Genomic DNA, 22,303 nt, shown 5'->3' on the forward strand with positions numbered 1-22,303 from the left:
CTTGTTCAGTCAATTAGGAGGTTTTTGTCTGATGATGAAAATGCAAGCTAATCCGATCGCTACTCCAATAATCAACCCAACTACAATTCCAACATTAAATGAAGAATCAACATTGTTTACTGGATAGTTAGAAGTGGTGTTTATTGTATAGTTAGTGGTGTTTGTATAATCAGAAATTTTTGTTTCATGTGTTATTTCAGAATTCTCTGATGTATCATTTAAAATTGAACTAGTCTCTGTTTTGTCTTGTTTAACAATGTTCATCTCAGGTGAAATATTTGTAAATTTTGCAGCCAGTGTTATTGGTTCAGTAGTTGATAAGCCGCCAAACAAAGTAGAGTGTGTTAAGATTGTATAGGTACCAGTTTGATTAATTGGGACATACAACACTGTAGATGTGTCATCTTTATTTTTTACTGGAAAAAATCCTCCACCTTGACTGAATACAGAATTTCCAAGCCAATCAAGTGATGGCCAATCAAGAAAATGTCCAAAGACTCCAGATGGGACATTAGTTTGAATTATTTGTCCAGTCGGATCTGTTACAAATACAGATAGATTTGTGTCATCGCTAATCCATGAAAGTTCAATTGATGCAGAATTAATCGATTCATTTTGAATATCAAAATAATATTGTCTCCAATCACCTGCCATGTAACGATTAACCATGTCAAATGCACCTTTAGTGTATCCGTTTCCGTATAGAACATCATCGCTTTGTACTCCTTTGATTAGAATTGTAGTATCATTTTCTATTACAGGTTGTTTAATTACAAAAGATACAGGTGCATTTACGGTATGTCTATCACTTTCAAAGCTGAGAAATCCTTGATAAACTCCAGTTTGAAAATCATTTGGAGTTACTAGTGTGATGTCAACTGTAGATGAGTCATTTGGAGGAACAGAAACTATTTCAGAGTTTGACCACAATAAAGGCCATTTTTCTTTTTCGTAATAACTTGCAGATATGGTATAGTCCATGGAAGTGGAGTTTTGCTTTGTGTCACCTAACCAATACGAATATCTTGTAGGTACCGGATATACTCCAACTAATGGAACTCCTTTAAATTTATCATTAGGTTCAGAAACTCTTAACTCCTGAACTGTACCCCATGAACCAGCTCTATTCACCATGGATAACTCATCGCTTGTAATTTTTGTGTCATTGTTGTTATCAATCCAATCATACAGATACAGTGAAGATATTTTGAGATCATCGGCGTAAACATCAGAAGTGTTATTCATAAAATCACTAAACAAAAAATTCACATTTAAGATCATCAGTGATGACTCATCAGGGATTGGATTATCTTCATTGAAAAAATTTCCCAAATCAGAAGTGTGGCCAAGATTTGATAGTTTGACATAGTTTGGAATAAAGGTATCAGTTTTGTTTAGTATGGAATCTTGTTGTCTGAGAATTGTTGTTCCATTAAATTGAGTTTTAGTAATTAATGACAGAGTTTGAGGATTGACATTAATAACAAGTGTGTCATTGGTAGGATTTTCAATTGTAAAAGTCGCTGTGCTTCTATCGCCTGGAAGTAATTGTCCTGCAAACCAACTTGTCATTGGAAATGAATGTGTAGGTAATTGGAATTTTTCAAATCCCATATCAGTTGAATTTATTTTTTTTATTGCAGGATCAAGAATTTTCTTAATGTTGTCATATGAATTATCATTGTAAACTATGAATGTTCCATTTTTACCATTAACATAATTCAGAGCAGATTCAACGTTAACTAAACCAGAGCCTTGAGTCAACGGATCATTATACAAATCAGTTGCAGTAGACATTAGAATATTTTTAATCAGAAAAGAGTCATAGTCCTTTGATTGTTTTTTCATCTCTTCCATTAAAATCGCCGCACTGCCAGAAACCAATGGTGCAGCCATACTCGTACCACCAAACAACGAAAAAGACTCATCAGTTGAATCCTTGTGAATTTTCAAAACATTTGATGGCACAAACCCATGAGCCCCAATACTCATAATGTCGGGTTTTGGATCTCCAATAGAGCCAGGACCTCGACTAGAAAAATCAATTATATCATTGAAATGATCAATTGTATTTCCAAATCGTGGTTGATCTTTGAAAGGACCATACCCAACAAACACGTTGTTGGTAGTAGCACCAACTGAAATTCCAAATGGAGATGCGTTGGGCAATCCAATTGTTCCATATCCATGACCAGAATTTCCAGCGCTGGAAATTATTGTAACTCCTGGATAGTCATCATCCAAAGAATTGGGAGTTGCCAATACACTCAAGATTAATGACAATACATCCATTCCTGGTGACACATTAAAAGAAGGAAAGTTAGATACGCCCCAACTGTTAGAAATTATATCAGCTCTTGTATGACCTGAGAATTTCCAATCATGGTTTTGATTATCAAAACCTGCAGACCATAGCCAGCCATATACAGTATCACCAAACCATAATGCTTTTACTGGAATAATTTTTGCATCAGGTGCTACGCCAGTGATAGAATATTTTTTTGAATTGTTGTAAATATCATAAGTCTCTTGTCCACGTGAAGTAATAGATGCAGCACTGGAAGTTCCATGTCCCATAAAATCAGTCATCAATCCAAAAAATTCACCATCTGAATCTAAAGCAGGCAAGAGTGTTCCATTAATTGCTTTTAGAGTATCATCAATATCAGTAGAATTATTTTTTATTGCACCATAAACATCAAGAACCTTTGCACCGAAAGTTCCAGCACTGTAATCGTTTACTCCATCATTGTTTGAATCATATACAAGAAATTCTTTTCCACTACCCAACACTATTGGTTTTTCATCAGTAAAATCAAAATCATAGTTTACTTTTTTTCCAGGCGCTAGATCAAATCGAGTATAGTCTTCCCAAGAAGTACTAAGATCTGGAATTATAGTATCATAAACTCCAGATGTAAAAGAATCAACTACAAGAACAGGCACTACCTGAATTCTTGCCATTGGACCTTGCAATCCTCCTTGGTATATTACACCTAAATGATATACACCACTTTTTGATTTTATGTAGTTTCTATTATCATCGCCAATTTTCATATCATTAGTCAGGGTTCCATTAAAAATAACTGAAGACCCTATCTGTGGAAAAAATGAATTGTATATTGGAATATTGCTTCCTTTGCCGCCTTGAGACACGTCAAGGAATACACCATCACGAGACACATATACTGATGATGTCATGTGAGAAGGAATTGGTTTACTGTAATTTCGAATGATTTCATTTTCATCAACATATGCAAAAAAAGTTGCATTAGTCAAAACGATTCCTTGGCCGTCAGGATCAAGCATTATTGGGTGATTAATGTCGTCTCGTGCAAGAGAGTGCTGTACGTCAGGATTTGAAAAGTCTACACCAGTATCAACAATAGCTATTACAGTTCCGTTACCTGTAGAGTTGTATTGTTTTTTAGCCAAATTGGAACCTGTGATATCACCGATTCTTGAAGCGTCTTGGATTTTATCGTCATTGTAAAAATCTAATTTGAAATCTTCAACAACATGATACCCTTGAGAAACTAGATTAGATGCAACATTTTCAGAAAGAACAGAAACAGAAAAAAACCCACTGTCAGACTGTACTTGATACATTGAATTAGTCTTTAGGAAATCATTTTGTTGTGAATCTTTACCAAATATCAGATATCTTTTGAAATTATTTTCTGTAAAAAAATTGGAATCTACTTCTACAATATCTGAATCAAAAACTAGAGAACTTTGAGTGTCAAGATTATTCAGATCTGCAGGAATAAACGCATGTGAATTAATTAGCATGGGAGAAACAAGGAGTGCAAAAAAGAAAATCGCCACTTTGGGCATGGATTAATTTTCTTTTCTTGCGTTATTATAACTATCTTCGGCGTGCAAGTATTGTAACTTGTAATGCAACAATAAGTCCAATTGACGCAATGATTGGCAACAATAATGCGTTGAGCTGTGCAGATGATTCACTGATTGATTCAGCAGAACGTGCAAATGTTCCAATATTTTCATCAATTTGACTACTTGCATGTTTTAGGGTAGTATCAAATCCCTTGATTTCAGATTGGAGAGTGTCAAGTTCATCAGATGTGTTTTTTAAAACAGAACTGAGATCCAGTAGATCCTCAGAAATTCCTCCCAAATCTTGACTGATGACACTAGTTGCAACCGATCCGTGTGATGTTGTACCTTGACTGAATGCAACAACATGAAACACATGTGTTCCTTCCTCTACAGGAGTGTAATCTACATAATACAATCCTTGATGTAATGTCTTAAATGAACTGGATAGTTGAACCGAAACTCCAGATGGCAGATGAACGTGTGTTGTACCCAATAATTCAGTCGGAGTGTTTCCAATCAAAAGACCATCACTAGTTGTCTGGACAAAGACCCTGATAGGATTTCCAACAGCAGTAGTTTCAGGTGCAAATACTAGTACGTTGAGCTGGCGCTCAACTGGAACCTCAATTAGTTCAGATGTGGAAGTAAATTTAAGATCTATTTTTTTTGATAGTCCTTGCTGTGTACTAATTATTTCAACAGTGTATGTTCCAAAAGGAAAATCAGTTGATTCTTCAGGCCATGTAAGTAATGCATGATGAAATGCACCCTTATCGTCAGTGGTGATTTGATCAAACTTTGCAATTGTTTCATCGGGTTCAAATAATCGAATAATCAGGTTTTCATTTGGTGCACCTTGGCCGTAAACAAAAAGAATTTGCTCTTTGGAGTATATCTGATTGCTAGTGAACGCTTCAAAGTTTTCTGAAAATGAGTTTGGTGCATTTACAATCAAAATAACAAACAAGATGGAAAACAAGATATAAAATTTCAATTTAATTAATTGACAATCTTCTCCTAGATATTACTTCTGGAAAAATTGTCTACAACTAACGTTAAGAGAAGATTCAAAAAAAAGAAAAAAAGGATAATGTGAACTAGTTTCTTACTGTACAGTTATTGTCGTACTTACTGGTGGTGATAATGCCGTAGGATTATCTACAGATTCCCAAACGAATGCAGTAGCAGTGTATGTTCCTGCTTCAGTTGGAATCCATGATAAGGCTGGGCTAAATGATTGACCAGCAGATAGTGAACCTGTAATCCATGCTAGTGAGACTGTAACACCGTTACCATCCTGGATCTGTACCAAGTATGCAAATGCTTGCTCTCTATCCTGACCATTTGCTAAGTCAGCACTGATTTGTACCTGTTGGTCAACGGAGACAGTGCTAAGACTGTTACCGAATGCATCAACGGTTCTCAAGTTAGCAGCTGGTGCTCTCTCGAGAGGTGGTACTATAGTGCCAATTAGTGAAGTGGCAGTAATATCAAGTTCGTCTGCAGTTGTGTACGGATCTGGTAGTGTATTGTCCTCATATTCTGCGGTGACAGTGTCACCTTCTGCGACTCTGAGTCTGTGACCAGAAGATTCATCAGTTACTGTAAAGAATACAGTTCCTTCGAAAATTCCAGTTGCTTGATTTGTCTCAGTTACAGTAAGGTCAATACCTCCGGCATCGGAGTCAGACCACACATCAGCAGAGAAGTTGTCTACTGATTCTGGATCTAAGTTCATGTCTGGATCAATTATTCTTACAACACCTGTTCCGCTTGCTGGGTAGCTTGCTTCTAACCATTGTACCTCACCGATATTCCATCTGATTAGTGCTGAACCTACTACTGTTTCATCCTCTGAGAATTCAAAGGAGACTGTAAGTCCGTCATCATCAGATGTTGGAATTTTACCATCAGTTGGGCCAGTACCAGTTGGAGTACCTGTTGTTTTATCGTCATCACCGTCACCATCAGCATCGTGACCGAATCCTGTAAGGATTACTTCACCTGTAAAGATGCCTGTGTCAGTACCAGTTTCAACGAGTTTATAGTCATCAAGACTGAATCCTCTAGTAGAGACCTTTATTGGGTCATCTCCGGAAGTTCCAATCTCATCAACTAAGTTACTGCCGAAGTTGTGATCTGGTGCGACGATGGTAAGATAGACTTTGTCAGTCCAAGTGTATACTTTTTGGTCAAGTTCGATAGTTGCACCAAAGTTAGAAGTAAAGATTGTCAAGTTGACATCTTCTTCTTCGTCACCTACATAGTCAGCTCCGCTTGGTCCCCAATCAGTGTATTCTAAAACAATTTCCTCTCCTCTTTCGAGTGAATCATTGCTTAGTACTTGAGGAATTTCGATTACAACCTGGAAGATACCAGTGCTGTCACCTGTTTCCCTAAAGTTTGATGGTTCTGGATCGAATGCTGCTGCGTTAGTACTACCACCAAGGTCACCCATGGAGACAGTAGCTGCGTCAGAATCCCATTCAATCAAGTCCAAGTCATATGTTTCTGCACCATCATTGTCCAAATCAAGGTCTGGCTCAATGAGGGTTAAGATCATATCGGATCCGATAATGTATACAGACTTGTCAGACTGTAAGACACCATTTCTGAGGTCGAAAGTTGCAGAGTCAGTTACAGTGTTGACATCACCTGATGCATCAGCTGGATCAGTGTATTCTACTTGGAGAATATCTCCTTGTAAGATACAGTAATTGCCAGATGATGGGGCTGCGTCAAATCTGTCTGCTACTCCAGTACTTGAACCACCATTAGTGTTTGTGAAAACAGTGGTGGTTGGACAAGTACTACTTGCTGGACCGTCAGTATATCTAATGCCAAAGTCTAACTCGAAAATACCTGCATCTGGTGCGATTTCAACTAAGGGTCCCAATGATCTGGCTGAAAAGCCACCTGGGTTTGTCCTATCTGTGTCAATTACACCTGTGTTTACAGTTCCGTTACCTGCATAGCCAAGAACTACTGAGCTAGAACCTCTTATTACAGAGATCTTTACTGGTCCTCTTGGTGGGTCAGAACCTGCAACGTTTTGTGAAATTTGATCTTCACCACTTGCGGATATATCGAAGTCTGGGTCGTTAACTCTAATGTGAATCGTTAGATCTCCATTTGATAGGTGTTCACCTACATCCAATATGGAGTCCTCGTCAAGGCCTAAACCAGCTGAGTGAACTGGGAATAAAGCGCGACCGGCTGGAGTTTCTGCAGTATTAGTGCCGAAATCTCCAGGTACACCAAATGGTACTGGGTAAACTGTTCTATCTAGACTAATTGAACCAGTGCTGGCTCTAACTCCTGCTGCATCACCTACTTCGATGATTTCACCACTTGCATCTCTAAAGTCAACATAGTTGACTTCAATGTCAAGTCCAGTTACTGGGGTCAAATCCGTTGAAGCGGTTGAACCAGATGGACAGTATGTAGGTGGAATTTGGAAATCACCGACGAATACACCAGTTTCCTGGCCAGTTTCAACTAGAGTAAATCCAGTTGCACCTAAACCAGTATCTGTTGTGATATCAAGCAGTGCAGTATTACATGCACCTGTTGTAGTAGTCCAGAGTCCGTCATCAAATGTAATATCTAATACACGTCCTAATGCACCAAATGGTAAGCCTGATGGCAAGCCGGCTTTACCGACTGCATCTTTGGCTGCATCACCTGTTGTAGTTACGACGGTGTAGATATCAATCAGATCGGAATCTGTGTTAAGATCTAAGTCTTCTAATGTGATAGTAACTGTGTCAGCTGTCTTGTATGAATCATTATCGAGAGATACTATACCAGAGTGGCTTGGAGCCTCTTGTTGGTCAGCAATTTGCGTTGCAACACCATCTGCACCTAGGTCCAGATAATTGACTCTTGGAGAGTCTTCATCTGTTAGGTCTTCAATTACGATGAAAGATGGATCATCTGCAATTGGGGATAGACCAGTGTAGGTACTTGCCTCTAGTATGTTGACTTGATTAACCATGATAAATTCCAAGGAACCTGTAAAGGTACTTGTATTATCACCGGTTTCTTCAACTTCAATTCTTACGATTTGGTTAGCGACTCTTTCGCCAGATACATCACCATCGGATGAGAATCCAAAGGTGAAAAAGTCTGCAACGATAGACTCGTTAACTGATCCATCAATTGTGTAACCATTGTTTTGAGAGTTGTCAAAGACCCACATCAAACCAATTTTATCAGTACTGTCCATATCAAATATTGCTTTAACAACATTATCTAATAGGGTACGGTCTGCTGCTGTACTAGTGGCAGTAGAGTTGATTAATGTAAGTGATTGTGCAGCACTACTGTTAAACAAGTTAATAGCTGTTGTTCCTGCTTCCAATCCGTCAAATGTACTGTTAAGTACCCTAACGGTATTGTTCAAAAGATAAACAGAGTATGAACCTGTTGCGTTAATGCTTCTCAAGTCTTGGTTAAACAAATTGAATCCATTGAACCTATCAGTAATTGTTGATCCTCGTGGATCTTTAATTGAACTGAATAGTTCTGCAGCGTCAGTGCCCAAGTCAATTGTTAATGATGTTGCATTAACAGACTCGTTTGGATCAATGATAGCTCTTTGACTAAATCTATCGACATTAACAGTTGCAGTAACGTTTCCTTCTCCAACACCTGAAGTTGTTGCAATGATATTTTTCACAACATCACCTGCAACACCACTTTTACCTGTGAAGGTAATATCTACAGTATTGTTGGTAAACAAGGCTCTTTGTATTCCAGTTGCACCAGTGCCTGATTCTCCTAGGGAGAATGGGTCACCAGTGACTAATGATGGAATAAGAGGAACGTCAGGGTTGTTAAGATCAAGATCTTCATCAACTCTGCTGTTCAAGTTTGCATCTGTATCAACTAGTACAACAGGAATTTCTTCACCAGAAGTCCATTCATCATCAGTTGGTTGGATATCGATAGTACCGAATCCAAATCCGACTAGAATAGTCTTTGGGGTCTCATTGTAATCTATGCTTGCTGATACACCTCTTGTGGCATTGCTTGCAATGGCCAAGTTAGATACATCATTTTCATCATAGTTTGCAAAGAGACCAGCGTTTGATGATAGTTCAGTAAATGTTACTGGTTGTGTTCCTGCATGGAACGTGGTAGTTGTAGTACCAACATTAGATGCTTTGATAGTTGCAGATCCGTTAGTAACAGAGTCACCGTTGTCGATGATTCTTAATACTTCGTTACCTACACCTTGTGCATCTAAGTCAATCAATAGTATACCGTTATCTTCAAACATAAAGTCTGCTGTTCCGAGGGTGGTTGAGAGGTCTACTGCACCTGCGGTACCGTCTGCATCAGCTACTCCATTTTCATTGAAGTTCTGATAAACGACAGTACTGTTGGATGCACTAGTTCCCCAAGTCCAAGAGTCCTCGTCAGTTGGGTCAATATTTAGTTGTACATCAGTTAGTGTGAGGTGTACGTTTGCACCGGTTGGAAATACAGTACGATCTGATTCAACTTTAGCGAATTGATCAACTGAATCAAAAGTAAGTGTTGTTGATTGAACACCACCACCTTTGTTATAGTTAATTATAACGCTACCAGTTGGGTTTAGATCGAATGCCTGAATTACAGGCCATGTATTATTTGCCCAACCAATTTGTCCATTGACTGTGCCTCCGTCTGCGTTAGTGTTGATTGTTTTGTTTTCTCTGATTACGTGCATTGTAGCTGCTCCTGTTGGAGTAGTACATACGCCAGTAAATGCACCTTGTACATCACCAGTCATGTCACGTGGGAACCATACACCAACAGTGTTGGTGAATGTTACTGAACCTGCAGTAGAAGTATTACTACATGAAGAACCAAAGTCCAGACCTCGGCCTGAATTCTGGGTTTGTGTATTATCTGCTGCTAAAGAGGCATCAGAGTCTGCAAAGTAACCATACCAGTTACCGTCTGTGGCTTGGGCCATTCTCAGGTCTTTGCCTTGTACGGTGACATCTGGTTCACCTTCACCCTCATTTGTATCACTAATTGCGGAATCAATTACAACTACTTCGATGACCATAGGGCCAGCCATGTAGTTTTGGAATTGAGAGTTTTCTGCGGAAACAAATAGGTTAGCGTTGGCTGCATGTGCTGCTGGCATTACACCAGGAATAGCAAATGTCATACCACCGGCTAACATAATTGTCATTAATGTAAGACTAGTTATTTTACGTCCTATTTCGTTATTCATGTTATTGGCTTTTTTCTTTAAAATTAGTATTTAAGCCTAATGGACAAATTGTCCACAATTACACAATTTTTTGTAATTATTTCACTGTATTTTAAAATTTAATAAAATATCTAGATATTTTCTCTATAATAATTATACTTTACATCACAAAATTAGATCTGATCTGCATATTCTTTATAGTTTACGCATAATTTATGAAATTTTTATAGCCTATTTAATAGGCTTGAACTCTTTTCCTATCAAACTTTTGTATAATGTTATCGCGTCAGACTCATCTTTTGGACCAACAACTACTGCAGAACCTCGTTTCATAAAACTAACAGATAGATCATTTGTTCGCAGAGACAATCCCAAGTCACCTTGATTATCCACAACAAAGCCTTTCTCTTTTGCAATCAAAGTGACATTGCCAACATCAAGATCAAATGTATCAGTAGGAGTAATAGAGTAAGTTCTCTTACCGCGATTTCGTCCGCATAGTTCTTCTAGGATTAATTCTTGTTTTTCTACAACATCAAGTTTTCCTGTTCCGCAAATTGGACATTCTTCAGCTCGAAATGTTCTAGTGCTGTTAAAATCAAGATTTTCCAAATCAATATGTAATATTTTTTCAGACAAGCTAGGTTTTTTTCCAATAATAATTTTTACAGCTTCTGCGACTTCAATTCCACCAACTATAGACAGTATTGACGGATGAACACCTTCAATACTACATGTTGGCATTGAGTCTTCATCCAGTGATGGAAACATGCAATAGTAACATGCAGACTTTTTAGGCAACACAGTAAATGCTTGTCCAGAAACACCAACTGCAGCTCCTGTAACAAAAGGAATTCCAAAATGCACACATGCTTTGTTTAGTGCATATCTAGCATTAACACTATCAAGTGCATCAATTACAACATCACATCCTTGTACTACTTCTAGTGCAGTATAATCATTAACAGATACAGCTAGTGCTTCAATCTTACAGTCAGGGTTTAGTTTTTGCAATTTCTTTGCTGCGACTTCGACTTTGATTTGACCAACATCATCTTCATCAAACATTGTTTGTCTGTGTAAATTTGATAACTCTATTACGTCTCTATCAACTATTCGTAACGTTCCAACACCCATTGCAGCTAATCTTGTTGTTATCGGGTTACCTAGTCCACCAGTCCCAACAACACAGACTATAGAATTTTTTAGTTTTAATTGTCCTGTATATCCTATCTCTTCAAGCATTACTTGTCTTGAAAATCTATCTAGTTCTTTGGGAGAAAGTTCTTCAGAACCGCCTGCTACTGCAGGCAATATGTAAACTTCATCGCCATCATTAAGAATAGTTTCCATACCGTTTGAAAATTTGGCATTTTTTCCATTTATGTAAATATTAATCAAAGAGCGTGGCGTACCGTCGCTTTCTAATACTCTGCGCTTAAAATCATCACCTAAAATCTCTGAGATTTTTGCAAATGCATCAGATAGTGAGGCTGCAGATAGTTCTGTTTTCTTTTCTCCTCCACTTTGATTTAGTACAGATGGAATTGTGAACACTATATTTGCCATTATTGAACTACCGCCGATATCTCTTTTACATCTGCTTTCATTACTTTGGGTTTAGTCAAAACCTCCATGATTGCCTCAGTTGCTTTCAGACCGTTTCCTGTAACATAGCACACCACCGTATCACTTTTGTCAATCTTTCCTTGTTCTACCATTTTTTGCAGTACAGAGACAGAAACACCGCCGGCAGGTTCTGTAAATATTCCCTCAGTTCTTGCCAAAAGTAAAATGGCATCAAGAATTTCTTTATTGTTTGTCTCTTCTGCAAATCCATTGTATTGTTTTAATCGTTTGAGTACGTATCTGCCATCACCAGGATCACCAATGGCCAAACTTTTTGCAACAGTATCAGGATGCTCAACAGGAATCACTTCATTGCTGTTTTTCTTAAACGCATCAACAATTGGAGCGCATCCATGTGGCTGTGCTGCAATCATATGCATGTTTGAAACATTATCAAGTAGTGAAACAGATTGCAATTCCTCAAATCCTTTACAAATTGCATTAAGCATTGCACCGCTACCCACAGGTACAATCAGTTGATCAGGAACTTGCCAATCAAGTTGTTCTGCAACTTCAAATGCTAGAGTCTTTGATCCTTCAACATAATGTGAACGCATGTTGATATTTACAATGCCAATTCCTTTACTGTCACCAATTTGTGCAGCAATCCTGTTTGCGTCATCGTATGTACCATCTACTGCAATGTAGTTTGCACCATAAGACAAGGCTTGTGCAATCTTTGCCATTTCAATATCGCTTGGTGCAAATATGTGACATGGGAATCCACCTTTTGCTGCATGTGCAGCAGTTGCAGAAGCTAAATTACCAGTAGATGCACATCCAACAGCAGACAATCCAAACTCTTTAGCTTTTGAAATTGCAACACCGGCAGGTCTATCTTTAAATGAGAATGTAGGATTAACAGAATCATTTTTTATGTAAAGATTTTTCAAACCTAGTATCCCACCAAGCTTGTCAGCTTTCAATAATGGTGTCATTCCAGCACCAATGCTGATTATGTTAGATTTGTTCTCTATTGGGAGCAGCTCAAAGTATCTCCAATAGGTTTGTTCTCTATTTGAAAAAGTATCTTTTGATATGGGAGGAAAACTGTATTTTACATCTAATGGGCCAAAGCAATCATCACAGACATACTTGAAAGCAGATTCGTATTCTTTTTTGCACTCTCTGCATTGTAATGATGTTCTAGCCAAGATTAATCATTCCTTTAAAACCATACATAAAAAATCCTAATATCAAGTTAAGTAATACTTAATTTTAAGGATTAAAAAATATAGTGAACAATAGTAATCATAAGGGGAAAAATAGGAAAACAGTAAATTAATTGAATTTACAATAATGAGTAAGGTTTTTAGAGATTTTTAGAGATTTTGTACTGTGGATAAAAATTCTAGCATCATTGCAGGAATTATTGGGATTACAGTCATCATAATTCTTGGAGCATATTTCATTAATGAATATGGAATTTCAGATATCAGTAAAGAAAAAGAGATTCAACAAGAGAATGATATTTCAGTAGAAAATCAACAAGAGAATGATATTTCAGTAGAAAATCAACAAGAGAATGATATTTCAGAAGTAGACAAAAAATTAAACGATATTGAAAAGAAAGCATCTGAAAATCAATTCACACCAGAACCAAGAGAGTGGATTACATCAGGACCATTTCAAATTGATCGTAGTCAATATCATTTAGGAGAGAAAATTTTTCTGAGAATTGGTGGATTAGATGTCAATGAAAAAGGACAAGTTGCATTTTTAAGACCATTAAATGAAACACATTATTCTGTTTATCAAACAATTCCATTTGACGGTACACAGAAAAATGCTTTTAATTATTACTTGGATGTGCGTTTATCAAAAGCATTAGGAATTTGTACAGTAGAAGACATTACCAGAGGAGAATGGGCTGTTGTTTTTAGGGGAACTGATTATCCAACTATAAAATTCAAATTCACAGATGAATTTATTCCAGGTGAAGAAGATGCATTTGAAGATTCACCATGTTAGATTATTTCAAATCATTGTGAAAGCAAACTCTTTCACCTGTATGACATGCAGGGCCTGATGGCTCAACAAGATAAATTATTGCATCAGAATCACAATCAACAAGTATCTGTTTTACTTTTTGAGTATTGCCAGATTCCTCACCTTTCATCCAAAGTTTATTTCTAGAACGACTCCAAAACCAAGAGTTGCCAGTTTTTTTTGTTAATTCAAGTGATTCTTTATTGGAATAAGCAAGAGTGAGAATATCTTTTGATGTAATATCTTGGACAATTACGGGTACAAGCCCGCCACTTTTTTCAAAGTCAATTTCATCAATAGATTTTTCCATGATGTAAAATGTAAAAATCACTATTATAATCTTACAGGAATTGATTTATTTTTTAAATAAGATTTGACACCATTCACGCCATGAGTTTCATAATGAAATATAGATGCAGCAAGTGCGGCATCTACGTTTGATTCTTGAAAAACATTAACCATGTCATCAGGTTTACCACATCCACCTGATGCAATCACAGGAATGGAAACAGAATTTACAACTTGAGCAGTTAACAAAATATCATATCCATCTTTAGTTCCATCTTTGTCTATACTGGTTAGTAGTATCTCGCCAGCACCTAATTTTTCTGCATCTTTAGCCCATTTTATAACATCAATTCCAGTTCCTTCCTTTCCTCCATAGATGAAGACTTCAAACCAGAACTGTTTATCGTTTTCAGTGAAAATATTTTTTGTTGTATCAATGTTATAGTTTCTTTTTGCATCAATTGCCACTACAACACATTGTCGTCCAAATAATTTCATTAATTCAGTTATTACTTGAGGATTATTAATTGCACCAGTGTTAATTCCTACTTTGTCTGCTCCATTAAGTAAAATATTTCGTGCATCCTCTAATGATTTAACGCCACCGCCAACTGTAAACGGAATATCAATTACAGATGCAACTTTTCTTACTAGATCTTTGATTGTTTTTCGTTGTTCATCAGATGCGGTAATATCCAAGAAAACAAGTTCATCAGCGCCTTCATCACTGTATTTTTTTGCTAGTTCTACAGGATCACCTGCATCTTTAATTGATTCAAAATGTAATCCTTTTACAACTCGTCCGTTTTTTACATCTAAACAGGGAATAATTCTTTTAGTTAATGTCATGATAGTTTCTTTGCATCTCCAATTGATAATCTGTTCTCATATAGTGCTTTTCCAAGAATCACTCCAAATGCGTTTTTTTCTTTTACTTTTTGAATATCATTTACATTAGAAATGCCTCCACTTGCAATGATATTGGCATTTGGTAAATTACATGCCTGTTCTAAAAATTCCAAATCAGGGCCTTCAAGAGTTCCGTCACGACTAACATTAGTTAGTAAAAATTCTGTGAATCCCATGTCAAGAAATTCTTTGATTGCAGGAATCAACTTTATTCCAGTATTTTTTTGCCAGCCATGAATAACAATTTCACCATCTTTATGATCAACTGAGATTACAATTTTTTTTGAACCTAGCTCGGATAATAGTGATTTTAACAGTGATTTGTCTTTGAAAGCTAGAGTTCCCAACACTATTCTCTCTGATAAGTTTGAAACTTCAACAACTAATGATTTCTCACGTAACCCACCAGCAACTTCTACAGGAATTGATACTGTTTCAAGGATTTTTTTAATAGTATCAAGATTAGAGCCCAGTCCAAGTGTGGCATCAAGATCCACTAAATGAAGAATGTCAGCACCGTCAGATTCCCATTGTTTGGCAACTTGTATAGGATTTGTACTGTATACTGTTTTTTGATTCGGATCTCCTTTGTACAATCTTACAACTTTTCCATCCATCAAGTCAATTGCAGGAATTATTTTCATCTTTTACACTCTTTGAGAAAATTTCCCAACATGATTTTTCCCACAGTACTTGATTTTTCAGGATGAAATTGTGTACCAAAAAAATTCTTGTATTCTACAACAGCTGGAACTTTGATTCCATAATCAGATACTGCAGTGATTACATCATTAGAATCAGGTTTGATTCTGTATGAATGAACAAAATATGCCCAAGAACCATCTTCAACTCCTTCAAGAATTTTTCCAGGTTTTTTTATTTCAAGGTTATTCCATCCCATGTGAGGTACTGTCATTGATGATGGAAGTACAATTACTTTTCCATCAATTACATTCAAACCCTGCTCTTTACCTTCTTCACTTTTTTCAAAAAACATCTCCATCCCAAGACAAATTCCCAAAACAGGCATGTTTCCTACATAGTCTTGAAAAAGAGTTTTGGATAAATCCCTAACACTATTCATAGCAGGATCAAAATTACCAACACCTGGAAGAAACAAACCTGAATAAATGTTAGGAGAATCAAAGTTTGTTATAACATCAACTGTTGCCCCTATCTTTTCAAGAGAATTTTTCAGACTGAAAATATTTCCAGCACCATAATCAAAAATTGCAACATTTACCATTACATTGAACCTTTTGTACTTGGTATGCCTTTCTGTTTCTTGTCTAACATAGATGCATTTCTTAGTGCTACAGCTAATGATTTTATGGCAGCTTCTACTTTGTGATGATCATTGTCTCCATACTTTACAGTAAGGTGAATGCAGCTGTTCAGATTCTGTAGTAGGGATTGGAAGAAATGTTCTAGATCCTCTTTTGAAACATCTTCAATTTTATTTCGTTTAATCAACAAAGTTAATTTCCAAAAAGGTCGTTTGATTAAATCAATTGAAGCCTCAGCGAGAGACTCATCCATTGGTACAGAAGCATAGCTAAACCTAGTAATACCACTTCTAGTGCCTAATGCCTTGTCAATTGTTTGTCCTATTGTAATTGCAGCATCTTCGATGAGATGATGCTCTATGTTGTCATTTGACTTTGCATCAACTTTGAGATCCATCATGGCATGTTTACCAAATGACACTATCAAATGATCAAGGAAATTTATTCCAGTTTTGACGCTAGTTTTTCCAGTACCATCCAAGTTTACAGATACTAAAACACTAGTTTCTTTTGTATTTCGTTTGATTGATGCCTTTCGTGGTGCCATATGTATCACAGATTATTTAATTTGTATCATTCTAAATTTAATACCTTTGGTAGTTGGTAGATTGAATCTAACACCAAGATAGCATCATTTTGTTCAAATAAATTTAATTTTTCTTGAGGGTTTTTGCTAGTTCCAATAATTCCACAAAATATAGTGCTATATCCCAGATCAGTCACTTTTTTTGCCATTATAAAATCCTCCATAGAATCTCCAACATATAGAGTAGAAATAGAATTCATTCCTTGAATTGAATTCAAGAGTGGTTGAGGGTTAGGTTTTGCAAGATCTCGGGATTCATCTTCAAGAAATACAGAGTTATCCAAATTGAATTTATTTAGTAGTGATTTTAGAGAATACTTTACTGATTCTTTTCCTCTGCCAGTAACCATAGCAATATTGGAATTAAATTTTTTTCTTAATTTATCAACTAACATATCATTTAAAATTACATCATCATTTTCAATCAAACCAGATTCAGAAAAATTTGAAATTTTATTAAATAATTTTTTGTATAATTCAGGTCCATAAAACAACTGATCAAATATTTGATATAATGGATTTTGATGATGAGTTCCTGGATATGATAACTGTTTTTTAATATCAGATATGTCAACTAAATTTTCAATATATTTTTCCACAGAAACAATACCTGTAGAATCTGTATTTTTTATTACTTGAAAAATAAAATCAGTTTGATCTTTTTCTAGTTTTGTTGCAGCAACTATACAAAGTATTGCAGCATATGTCAAATCTACTTCGTCGTTAAACCCGCCAGTTGATTTGAACCCATCTATAATTTTAAAATCAACAGATGTTACATTATTGATTTTAGCAAAATTTTCTAAGACGTATTGAACAGTTTTAATAATTGCCAAATCATAAGATTTGGTAATATCAATTAAAACTCCATCACAATCAAAAATTATAGTGTCAATCTCGTTTAGAATTTTAATTTTAGAATCATCTACATAGATCCCATCAGATTGTTTTGTTAGTGTCATACCAATAAATCACGAATAGCCAACAAAAATTTTGAGTTCATTTCTTTTGTTCCAATAGTAACTCTAAGGCATCCTTCATGATTTCCAATTTTACCAAGTTTACGAATTGAAATTCCCTGCTCAGCAAGTGCCGAATAGACACGTTTGTAGGAACTATGAGCATCAAATAGTACAAAATTAGCCTTGGAATCAAAGACTTCAAAGGTATCATATTTTTGTAGAGTGTCAATTATTCTTTTTCTTTCAATTTTGATGTTTTCTACTGCATCTTTCATGACATGGAATTTTTCAATGGATTCTATTCCAGATTCAATTGTAATAGTACTGAGCGGATATGGGTATTGCAACACTTTCATAAATACATCAGTGAATTTTTTATTTGCAATAAAATATCCCAATCTAAGTCCTGCAAGACCAAATGACTTTGAAAGCGTCTGAACTACAATTAGATTATTTTGAGTTTTCACCATATTTGAAAGTGAATAGTCACTAAACTCTCCATAAGCTTCATCAATAATCACAAGACCGTTAAAAGATTCTACAAGTTTTTGTAATTCATTTTTTGAAAATTGAAATCCTGTTGGGTTATTTGGAGAATCAAGATATAAAATATCTGCATTTTTTGACTGTTTTAGAAAATCCTCAACATCTAATTTCATATACTCAGAGAAAGGAATCGTAATTAGTGGAATACCATATAACTTACAGCGTTCTTCAAAGAAGCCAAATGTAGGATTAGATGTTAGAATTTTAGTTTGTTTTGATGCAAAATTTGAGAGAATTAAATCCAAGATTTGATCAGAGCCATTACCAACACCAATCATTGAAGAAGGTATTTTTGTAAACTTTGATAATGCATTAATTAATCTCTCAACACCGCCTAGTGGATATTCTCTTATATCAGAATTTTTTCGTGCAGATAAAATAATGTCATTTTGAAACTGTTTTGGAATTACATAATTTTCATTTGAATCAAGTTTTATTGAATCTTGAATGAGTTCAGGTTTTTGATAACCCCCAATAGAGCTAAACTGTGCAATTTTTTCTTCAAACCAATTTGTTTTCAATTCAATCTTCCTCTAACTGCTTCAAAGTGATTAGAAAGACCCTCAGCATTTGTCAATACTTTGAGATATTTTGAAATTTTCAATAGAGAGGGTTTTGATGAGGTAATCTCTGTATTTATCTTGATAAAATCCAAAACAGATAGAGAGCCTCTAGTTTTTCCAAAGCCATTCGTAGGAAGAATATGATTTGAGCCTAAAATATAATCACTGGCTGAGGAAGGAGTATTGTCTCCAAGTAGAATTAATCCCGAAGAAGTAATTTTAGATGATATGGATTCAGGATTCTTTGTCATTATTTGCAAGTGTTCTGGAGCTAGAATGTTTGCAAGTTTTATCATATCAGAATTGGTTTTGCATATTCCAATAAATCCATTATTTTTTAAACTAAATTTTGCAATTTTTCCTCGAGAAATCTTTGGAAGTAATTCTAAAACAATCTTGTTAACTGAATTTGCAAGTATTTTAGAAGTTGTAAGTAAATAACAAAAAGTATCATTACTGTGCTCTGCTTGAGATATCAAATCTAATGCAATGAATTTTGGATTGGCTGAATTATCTGCAATAATTCCTAGTTCTGTAGGACCTGCCAACATATCAATTGCTGTTTGATCACTAATCAATGATTTTGCAGTAGTTACAAATGAACCACCAGGACCTACAATTTTATCTACTTTAGAAATTGTTTTTGTACCATAAGACAATGCTGCAATTGATTGTGCACCACCAGTTTTGTAGATTTCATCAGCACCACAAATATCAGCAGTGACAACTGTTAATGGATCTATATTTCCAGCAGAATTTGGAGGGGACACAACTACAATTCTTTTAACACCAGCAGTTTTAGCTGGAACTACAGACATTATTACAGAGCTTGGATATCTTGCTAAACCGCCTGGAATATAGCATCCAACACTTTGAATTGGAATAAATTTTTTAGAAATTTTTACTCCGTCATGATTAATTGTTTGATTTTTAAATAAAGATTTGATTACAGATTCTGTTTTTTCAAGCCTAGTTTTTGCTAAACGTAATGCATCAAGTTCAGTTTTAGATACTTTAGAATATGCATTTTTGATTTCATTTGAGGATAAACGTAATGAGGAAAGATTTGCTTTGCTGAATTTTTTTTCGTATTTTTTTAGCGCACTGTCTCCATTTTTTTTTACATTTTTTATAATAGATTCAACAATAGTTTTGTTGTTTTGAGGCTGTTTTGGAATTATTTGTGCTGCAAACTTTTCAACATTAGTTATTTTGATTGTTCTCATCAATTTTCTTCGTCACGCTTTATCTCCTCAAGTTCAAGTATTTGTCGTGGTTCATGAACCACAAGGCCTTGAGCAATCTTCCTTAGTTTAGGGATTAGTTTGTGAAATTCGTCTTTTTTAATTACTGTGTTTACACCAAACCATCCTTCTTCGCTTAGTGGGCTAATTGTAGGCTTTTTTAGTGAGGGCATTTGTGTCAAAAGTTTTTTGAGGTTTTTTTCTTCAACATTGAGATAAATGTGCAAATATTTTTTGCCATGAACAGCACCCCTCATCAAAGTTACAATATCAAATATCTTTTCACGTTTTTTAGGATCTTTTAATGATTTTTTGTTTACAATCAAGTGTGCAGTTGATGTAAGTACTTCATCAACAATTTTCAGCTTGTTTTGTTTCAGAGTGGTTCCAGTTTCTGTAACATCTATAATTGCATCAACGTCTTCTGGTGGTTTTGCTTCAGTTGCTCCAAATGACAGGTGTATTTGAACACTCTTGTTGGTTCCAAGTCTAACCCAGGGAGTTACAATTAACGGATCTTTAGAACCATAGTATTTTTTATATGATTTTGATTGTTTAAGAAATTTTGAAGCAGTGATAAGATATTCTGAAGAAATGCGAAGTGTTTTTTTGTTTTTACCATAATCTGCAATCATTTCATCAAGATTTTTGTATTTGTATTTATCAGGAAATGCAACTACTAGTCGAATTTTACCATATTCTAAATCTAAAATAGGTTCGACATCAGAATTTGTTTCACCTACCCAATCTTTACCAGTGATACCTACATCATACAATCCTTCTGCAACCAAAGTTGGAATTTCTTGAGGTCGAAGCATTTTGACTACAATACTTGGATCATCAAGATATACTCTGTATGTTCTATCTTTTCTGTTTACTTTAGTCCAAGATCTCTCTAAAAGTTTGAAGGTAGCTTCCTCTAAACTTCCTTTAGGAATGGCAAATTTCACTTCTGACATTTTCAATTTTTTCACTTTTTATCTATATAATAGCGTGTGTGAACTGCCAATAATTAAGATTGTTGGCTTCCTAATTCATAGAGATCACATGACTATGATCAGTCTAGATCATAGTTAGAGGTATTCTCTCCAAAGGCGTAACTTCCCTGTATCCCACAGGTAGGCTGTCTATTCCTTTTTGTTTTATGTTGAGACTTGCATTATAATCTCTATTGATTACAATGTCACAAAATGGACAGCTATGGGTTCTTTGTGCCAGAGATTTTTTTACTAATTTGTTACACCTAGAACACTTCTGGCTTGTGTTGTGTGGTGAAATTTTTCTAAACAGAATACCAGCGTTTACAGCTTTGTATTCTAGTTTTTGGAAAAATAAATTCCAAGATGAGTCCAATATTGATTTTGCAAGATGGTGATTTTTTTGCATATTCTGTATTCTTAGATCCTCAACAAATATAGTATCATAATTATCTACATAATATCTTGATGTCTTGTGTAAAAAATCATTTCTCTGATTTTTTATTTTTTGATGTATTCTGGATAGATTTAGTTTTTGCTTCCACCTGTTATTAGAATTATTTATTTTTTTAGATAGTTTTCTTTGAGATCGTTTCAGTTTTTTCTCTGATTTTCTAAAGAATTGTGGATATTTTATAGAATGATTATCTGAATCATATGTAAAGTTATTTATTCCAACATCTATTCCAACTATTTTCTTTCTGAAAAGAGAACATGTTGATGTAATCTCATTCTCACAAACAACTATTGCATACCAATCTTCCGTAAGTTCTTTTTTTATTATTATTTCTTTTATTTTTCCTTGTATCTCTCTGTGAATGACACATTTAATTTTTCCAATTTTAGAGAATTTGATCTTACCATTTGGTAGAAATTTGAATCCTGATTGATTATAATTGATTGAGTTGTATCTTGTCTTTGGCTTGAACCTCATCTTTCCTGTTCTTTTTCCTCTCTTAGCTAATGCCGACAATGTTTTCAGATTGTTGTAGAACTGCCAAAATGCCATCTGAGCTACTTTGCTGTATATTTTATCTTTTGGAATCATTGCAGGGATCATTCTCTGTAATTCGTCAAATTTTATCTTGTAACCTTCTTTGTATGCAAGATGAGATTCAAAAATAAAATCATTATACAGAGTTCTGCAGATCTCTATCGTATCTTCTAGTTTACTTTCTTGTATTTTTGTAGGATACAAACGGAATTTATAGCTAGTAACAATCATCTTATTTTTGTTGTTTTATGCATTATACAATATCTGGTTATTGTG

The 22,303-nt window shown here is 35.3% G+C and carries 16 protein-coding genes; 1 reads left to right on the top strand and 15 read right to left on the bottom strand.

What is annotated here, in order from left to right:
• Positions 1-9 precede the first annotated feature (9 nt).
• From WDZ98_RS08920 to thrC, 5 genes are all read right to left on the bottom strand, one after another.
• On the bottom strand, positions 10-3,837 hold the full coding sequence (locus WDZ98_RS08920; RefSeq protein WP_368060385.1) for a S8 family serine peptidase: 3,828 nt from the start codon (positions 3,835-3,837) through the stop codon (positions 10-12).
• 31 nt (positions 3,838-3,868) lie between these two features.
• Positions 3,869-4,801, bottom strand: a complete 933-nt coding sequence (locus WDZ98_RS08925; protein WP_368060755.1) for a methyl-accepting chemotaxis protein — start codon at positions 4,799-4,801, stop codon at positions 3,869-3,871.
• Between the two features lie 147 nt (positions 4,802-4,948).
• Positions 4,949-10,075 (bottom strand): hypothetical protein, encoded by a 5,127-nt coding sequence (locus tag WDZ98_RS08930; protein ID WP_368060383.1) that lies wholly within the window; start codon positions 10,073-10,075, stop codon positions 4,949-4,951.
• A gap of 210 nt (positions 10,076-10,285) precedes the next feature.
• Positions 10,286-11,623 carry a ThiF family adenylyltransferase gene (locus WDZ98_RS08935; protein WP_368060381.1) on the bottom strand — a complete coding sequence of 446 codons (1,338 nt, stop codon included), beginning with the start codon at positions 11,621-11,623 and terminating at the stop codon, positions 10,286-10,288.
• On the bottom strand, positions 11,623-12,837 hold the full coding sequence (gene thrC, locus WDZ98_RS08940) for a threonine synthase (protein WP_368060379.1): 1,215 nt from the start codon (positions 12,835-12,837) through the stop codon (positions 11,623-11,625). Before thrC ends, WDZ98_RS08935 begins: the two co-directional genes overlap by 1 nt.
• Before the next feature lie 184 nt (positions 12,838-13,021).
• Here thrC and WDZ98_RS08945 point away from each other — a divergent pair, with 184 nt between their 5' ends.
• The gene (locus tag WDZ98_RS08945) at positions 13,022-13,654 is read left to right on the top strand and encodes a hypothetical protein (RefSeq protein ID WP_368060377.1); all 633 of its coding nucleotides are present in this window, start codon (positions 13,022-13,024) and stop codon (positions 13,652-13,654) included.
• Between the two features lies 1 nt (position 13,655).
• Here the strand turns inward: WDZ98_RS08945 and hisI are convergent, their stop codons facing one another.
• From hisI to WDZ98_RS08995, 10 genes are all read right to left on the bottom strand, one after another.
• Positions 13,656-13,982, bottom strand: coding sequence for a phosphoribosyl-AMP cyclohydrolase (gene hisI / locus WDZ98_RS08950; RefSeq protein ID WP_368060375.1), 327 nt, complete (start codon positions 13,980-13,982; stop codon positions 13,656-13,658).
• Between the two features lie 23 nt (positions 13,983-14,005).
• Complete coding sequence (gene hisF, locus WDZ98_RS08955) at positions 14,006-14,809, bottom strand: imidazole glycerol phosphate synthase subunit HisF (protein ID WP_368060373.1); 804 nt, start codon at positions 14,807-14,809, stop codon at positions 14,006-14,008.
• The gene (hisA, locus tag WDZ98_RS08960; RefSeq protein WP_368060371.1) at positions 14,806-15,513 is read right to left on the bottom strand and encodes a 1-(5-phosphoribosyl)-5-[(5-phosphoribosylamino)methylideneamino]imidazole-4-carboxamide isomerase; all 708 of its coding nucleotides are present in this window, start codon (positions 15,511-15,513) and stop codon (positions 14,806-14,808) included. Before hisA ends, hisF begins: the two co-directional genes overlap by 4 nt.
• On the bottom strand, positions 15,510-16,115 hold the full coding sequence (gene hisH, locus WDZ98_RS08965; protein WP_368060369.1) for an imidazole glycerol phosphate synthase subunit HisH: 606 nt from the start codon (positions 16,113-16,115) through the stop codon (positions 15,510-15,512). The genes hisA and hisH overlap by 4 nt, the downstream gene beginning before the upstream one ends.
• On the bottom strand, positions 16,115-16,702 hold the full coding sequence (gene hisB / locus WDZ98_RS08970) for an imidazoleglycerol-phosphate dehydratase HisB (RefSeq protein ID WP_368060367.1): 588 nt from the start codon (positions 16,700-16,702) through the stop codon (positions 16,115-16,117). Before hisB ends, hisH begins: the two co-directional genes overlap by 1 nt.
• A gap of 26 nt (positions 16,703-16,728) precedes the next feature.
• Positions 16,729-17,703, bottom strand: a complete 975-nt coding sequence (locus tag WDZ98_RS08975; RefSeq protein WP_368060365.1) for an HAD family hydrolase — start codon at positions 17,701-17,703, stop codon at positions 16,729-16,731.
• Positions 17,700-18,770, bottom strand: coding sequence for a histidinol-phosphate transaminase (gene hisC / locus WDZ98_RS08980; RefSeq protein ID WP_368060363.1), 1,071 nt, complete (start codon positions 18,768-18,770; stop codon positions 17,700-17,702). The genes WDZ98_RS08975 and hisC overlap by 4 nt, the downstream gene beginning before the upstream one ends.
• Entirely contained in the window at positions 18,767-20,038 is a 1,272-nt protein-coding gene (hisD, locus tag WDZ98_RS08985) for a histidinol dehydrogenase (RefSeq protein ID WP_368060361.1), read from the bottom strand. The genes hisC and hisD overlap by 4 nt, the downstream gene beginning before the upstream one ends.
• Positions 20,038-21,015 carry an ATP phosphoribosyltransferase gene (gene hisG / locus WDZ98_RS08990; RefSeq protein ID WP_368060359.1) on the bottom strand — a complete coding sequence of 326 codons (978 nt, stop codon included), beginning with the start codon at positions 21,013-21,015 and terminating at the stop codon, positions 20,038-20,040. The genes hisD and hisG overlap by 1 nt, the downstream gene beginning before the upstream one ends.
• Before the next feature lie 103 nt (positions 21,016-21,118).
• On the bottom strand, positions 21,119-22,258 hold the full coding sequence (locus WDZ98_RS08995; RefSeq protein ID WP_368060357.1) for an RNA-guided endonuclease InsQ/TnpB family protein: 1,140 nt from the start codon (positions 22,256-22,258) through the stop codon (positions 21,119-21,121).
• Positions 22,259-22,303: the final 45 nt, after the last annotated feature.

It is taken from the genome of Candidatus Nitrosopumilus sp. (genome assembly GCF_040878665.1).
GTDB lineage: Archaea > Thermoproteota > Nitrososphaeria > Nitrososphaerales > Nitrosopumilaceae > Nitrosopumilus.

What these genes read in the sequence shown, in the direction of transcription:
- WDZ98_RS08930 (WP_368060383.1), bottom strand. Translation starts at nt 10,075, where the DNA reads ATGAATAACGAAATAGGACGTAAAATAACTAGTCTTACATTAATGACA.
- hisD (WP_368060361.1), bottom strand. Translation starts at nt 20,038, where the DNA reads ATGAGAACAATCAAAATAACTAATGTTGAAAAGTTTGCAGCACAAATA.
- hisB (WP_368060367.1), bottom strand. Translation starts at nt 16,702, where the DNA reads ATGGCACCACGAAAGGCATCAATCAAACGAAATACAAAAGAAACTAGT.
- hisA (WP_368060371.1), bottom strand. Translation starts at nt 15,513, where the DNA reads ATGAAAATAATTCCTGCAATTGACTTGATGGATGGAAAAGTTGTAAGA.
- hisI (WP_368060375.1), bottom strand. Translation starts at nt 13,982, where the DNA reads ATGGAAAAATCTATTGATGAAATTGACTTTGAAAAAAGTGGCGGGCTT.
- WDZ98_RS08995 (WP_368060357.1), bottom strand. Translation starts at nt 22,258, where the DNA reads ATGATTGTTACTAGCTATAAATTCCGTTTGTATCCTACAAAAATACAA.
- hisF (WP_368060373.1), bottom strand. Translation starts at nt 14,809, where the DNA reads ATGACATTAACTAAAAGAATTATTCCCTGTTTAGATGTAAAAAACGGA.
- hisG (WP_368060359.1), bottom strand. Translation starts at nt 21,015, where the DNA reads ATGTCAGAAGTGAAATTTGCCATTCCTAAAGGAAGTTTAGAGGAAGCT.
- WDZ98_RS08920 (WP_368060385.1), bottom strand. Translation starts at nt 3,837, where the DNA reads ATGCCCAAAGTGGCGATTTTCTTTTTTGCACTCCTTGTTTCTCCCATG.
- hisH (WP_368060369.1), bottom strand. Translation starts at nt 16,115, where the DNA reads ATGGTAAATGTTGCAATTTTTGATTATGGTGCTGGAAATATTTTCAGT.
- WDZ98_RS08975 (WP_368060365.1), bottom strand. Translation starts at nt 17,703, where the DNA reads ATGACACTAACAAAACAATCTGATGGGATCTATGTAGATGATTCTAAA.
- WDZ98_RS08935 (WP_368060381.1), bottom strand. Translation starts at nt 11,623, where the DNA reads ATGGCAAATATAGTGTTCACAATTCCATCTGTACTAAATCAAAGTGGA.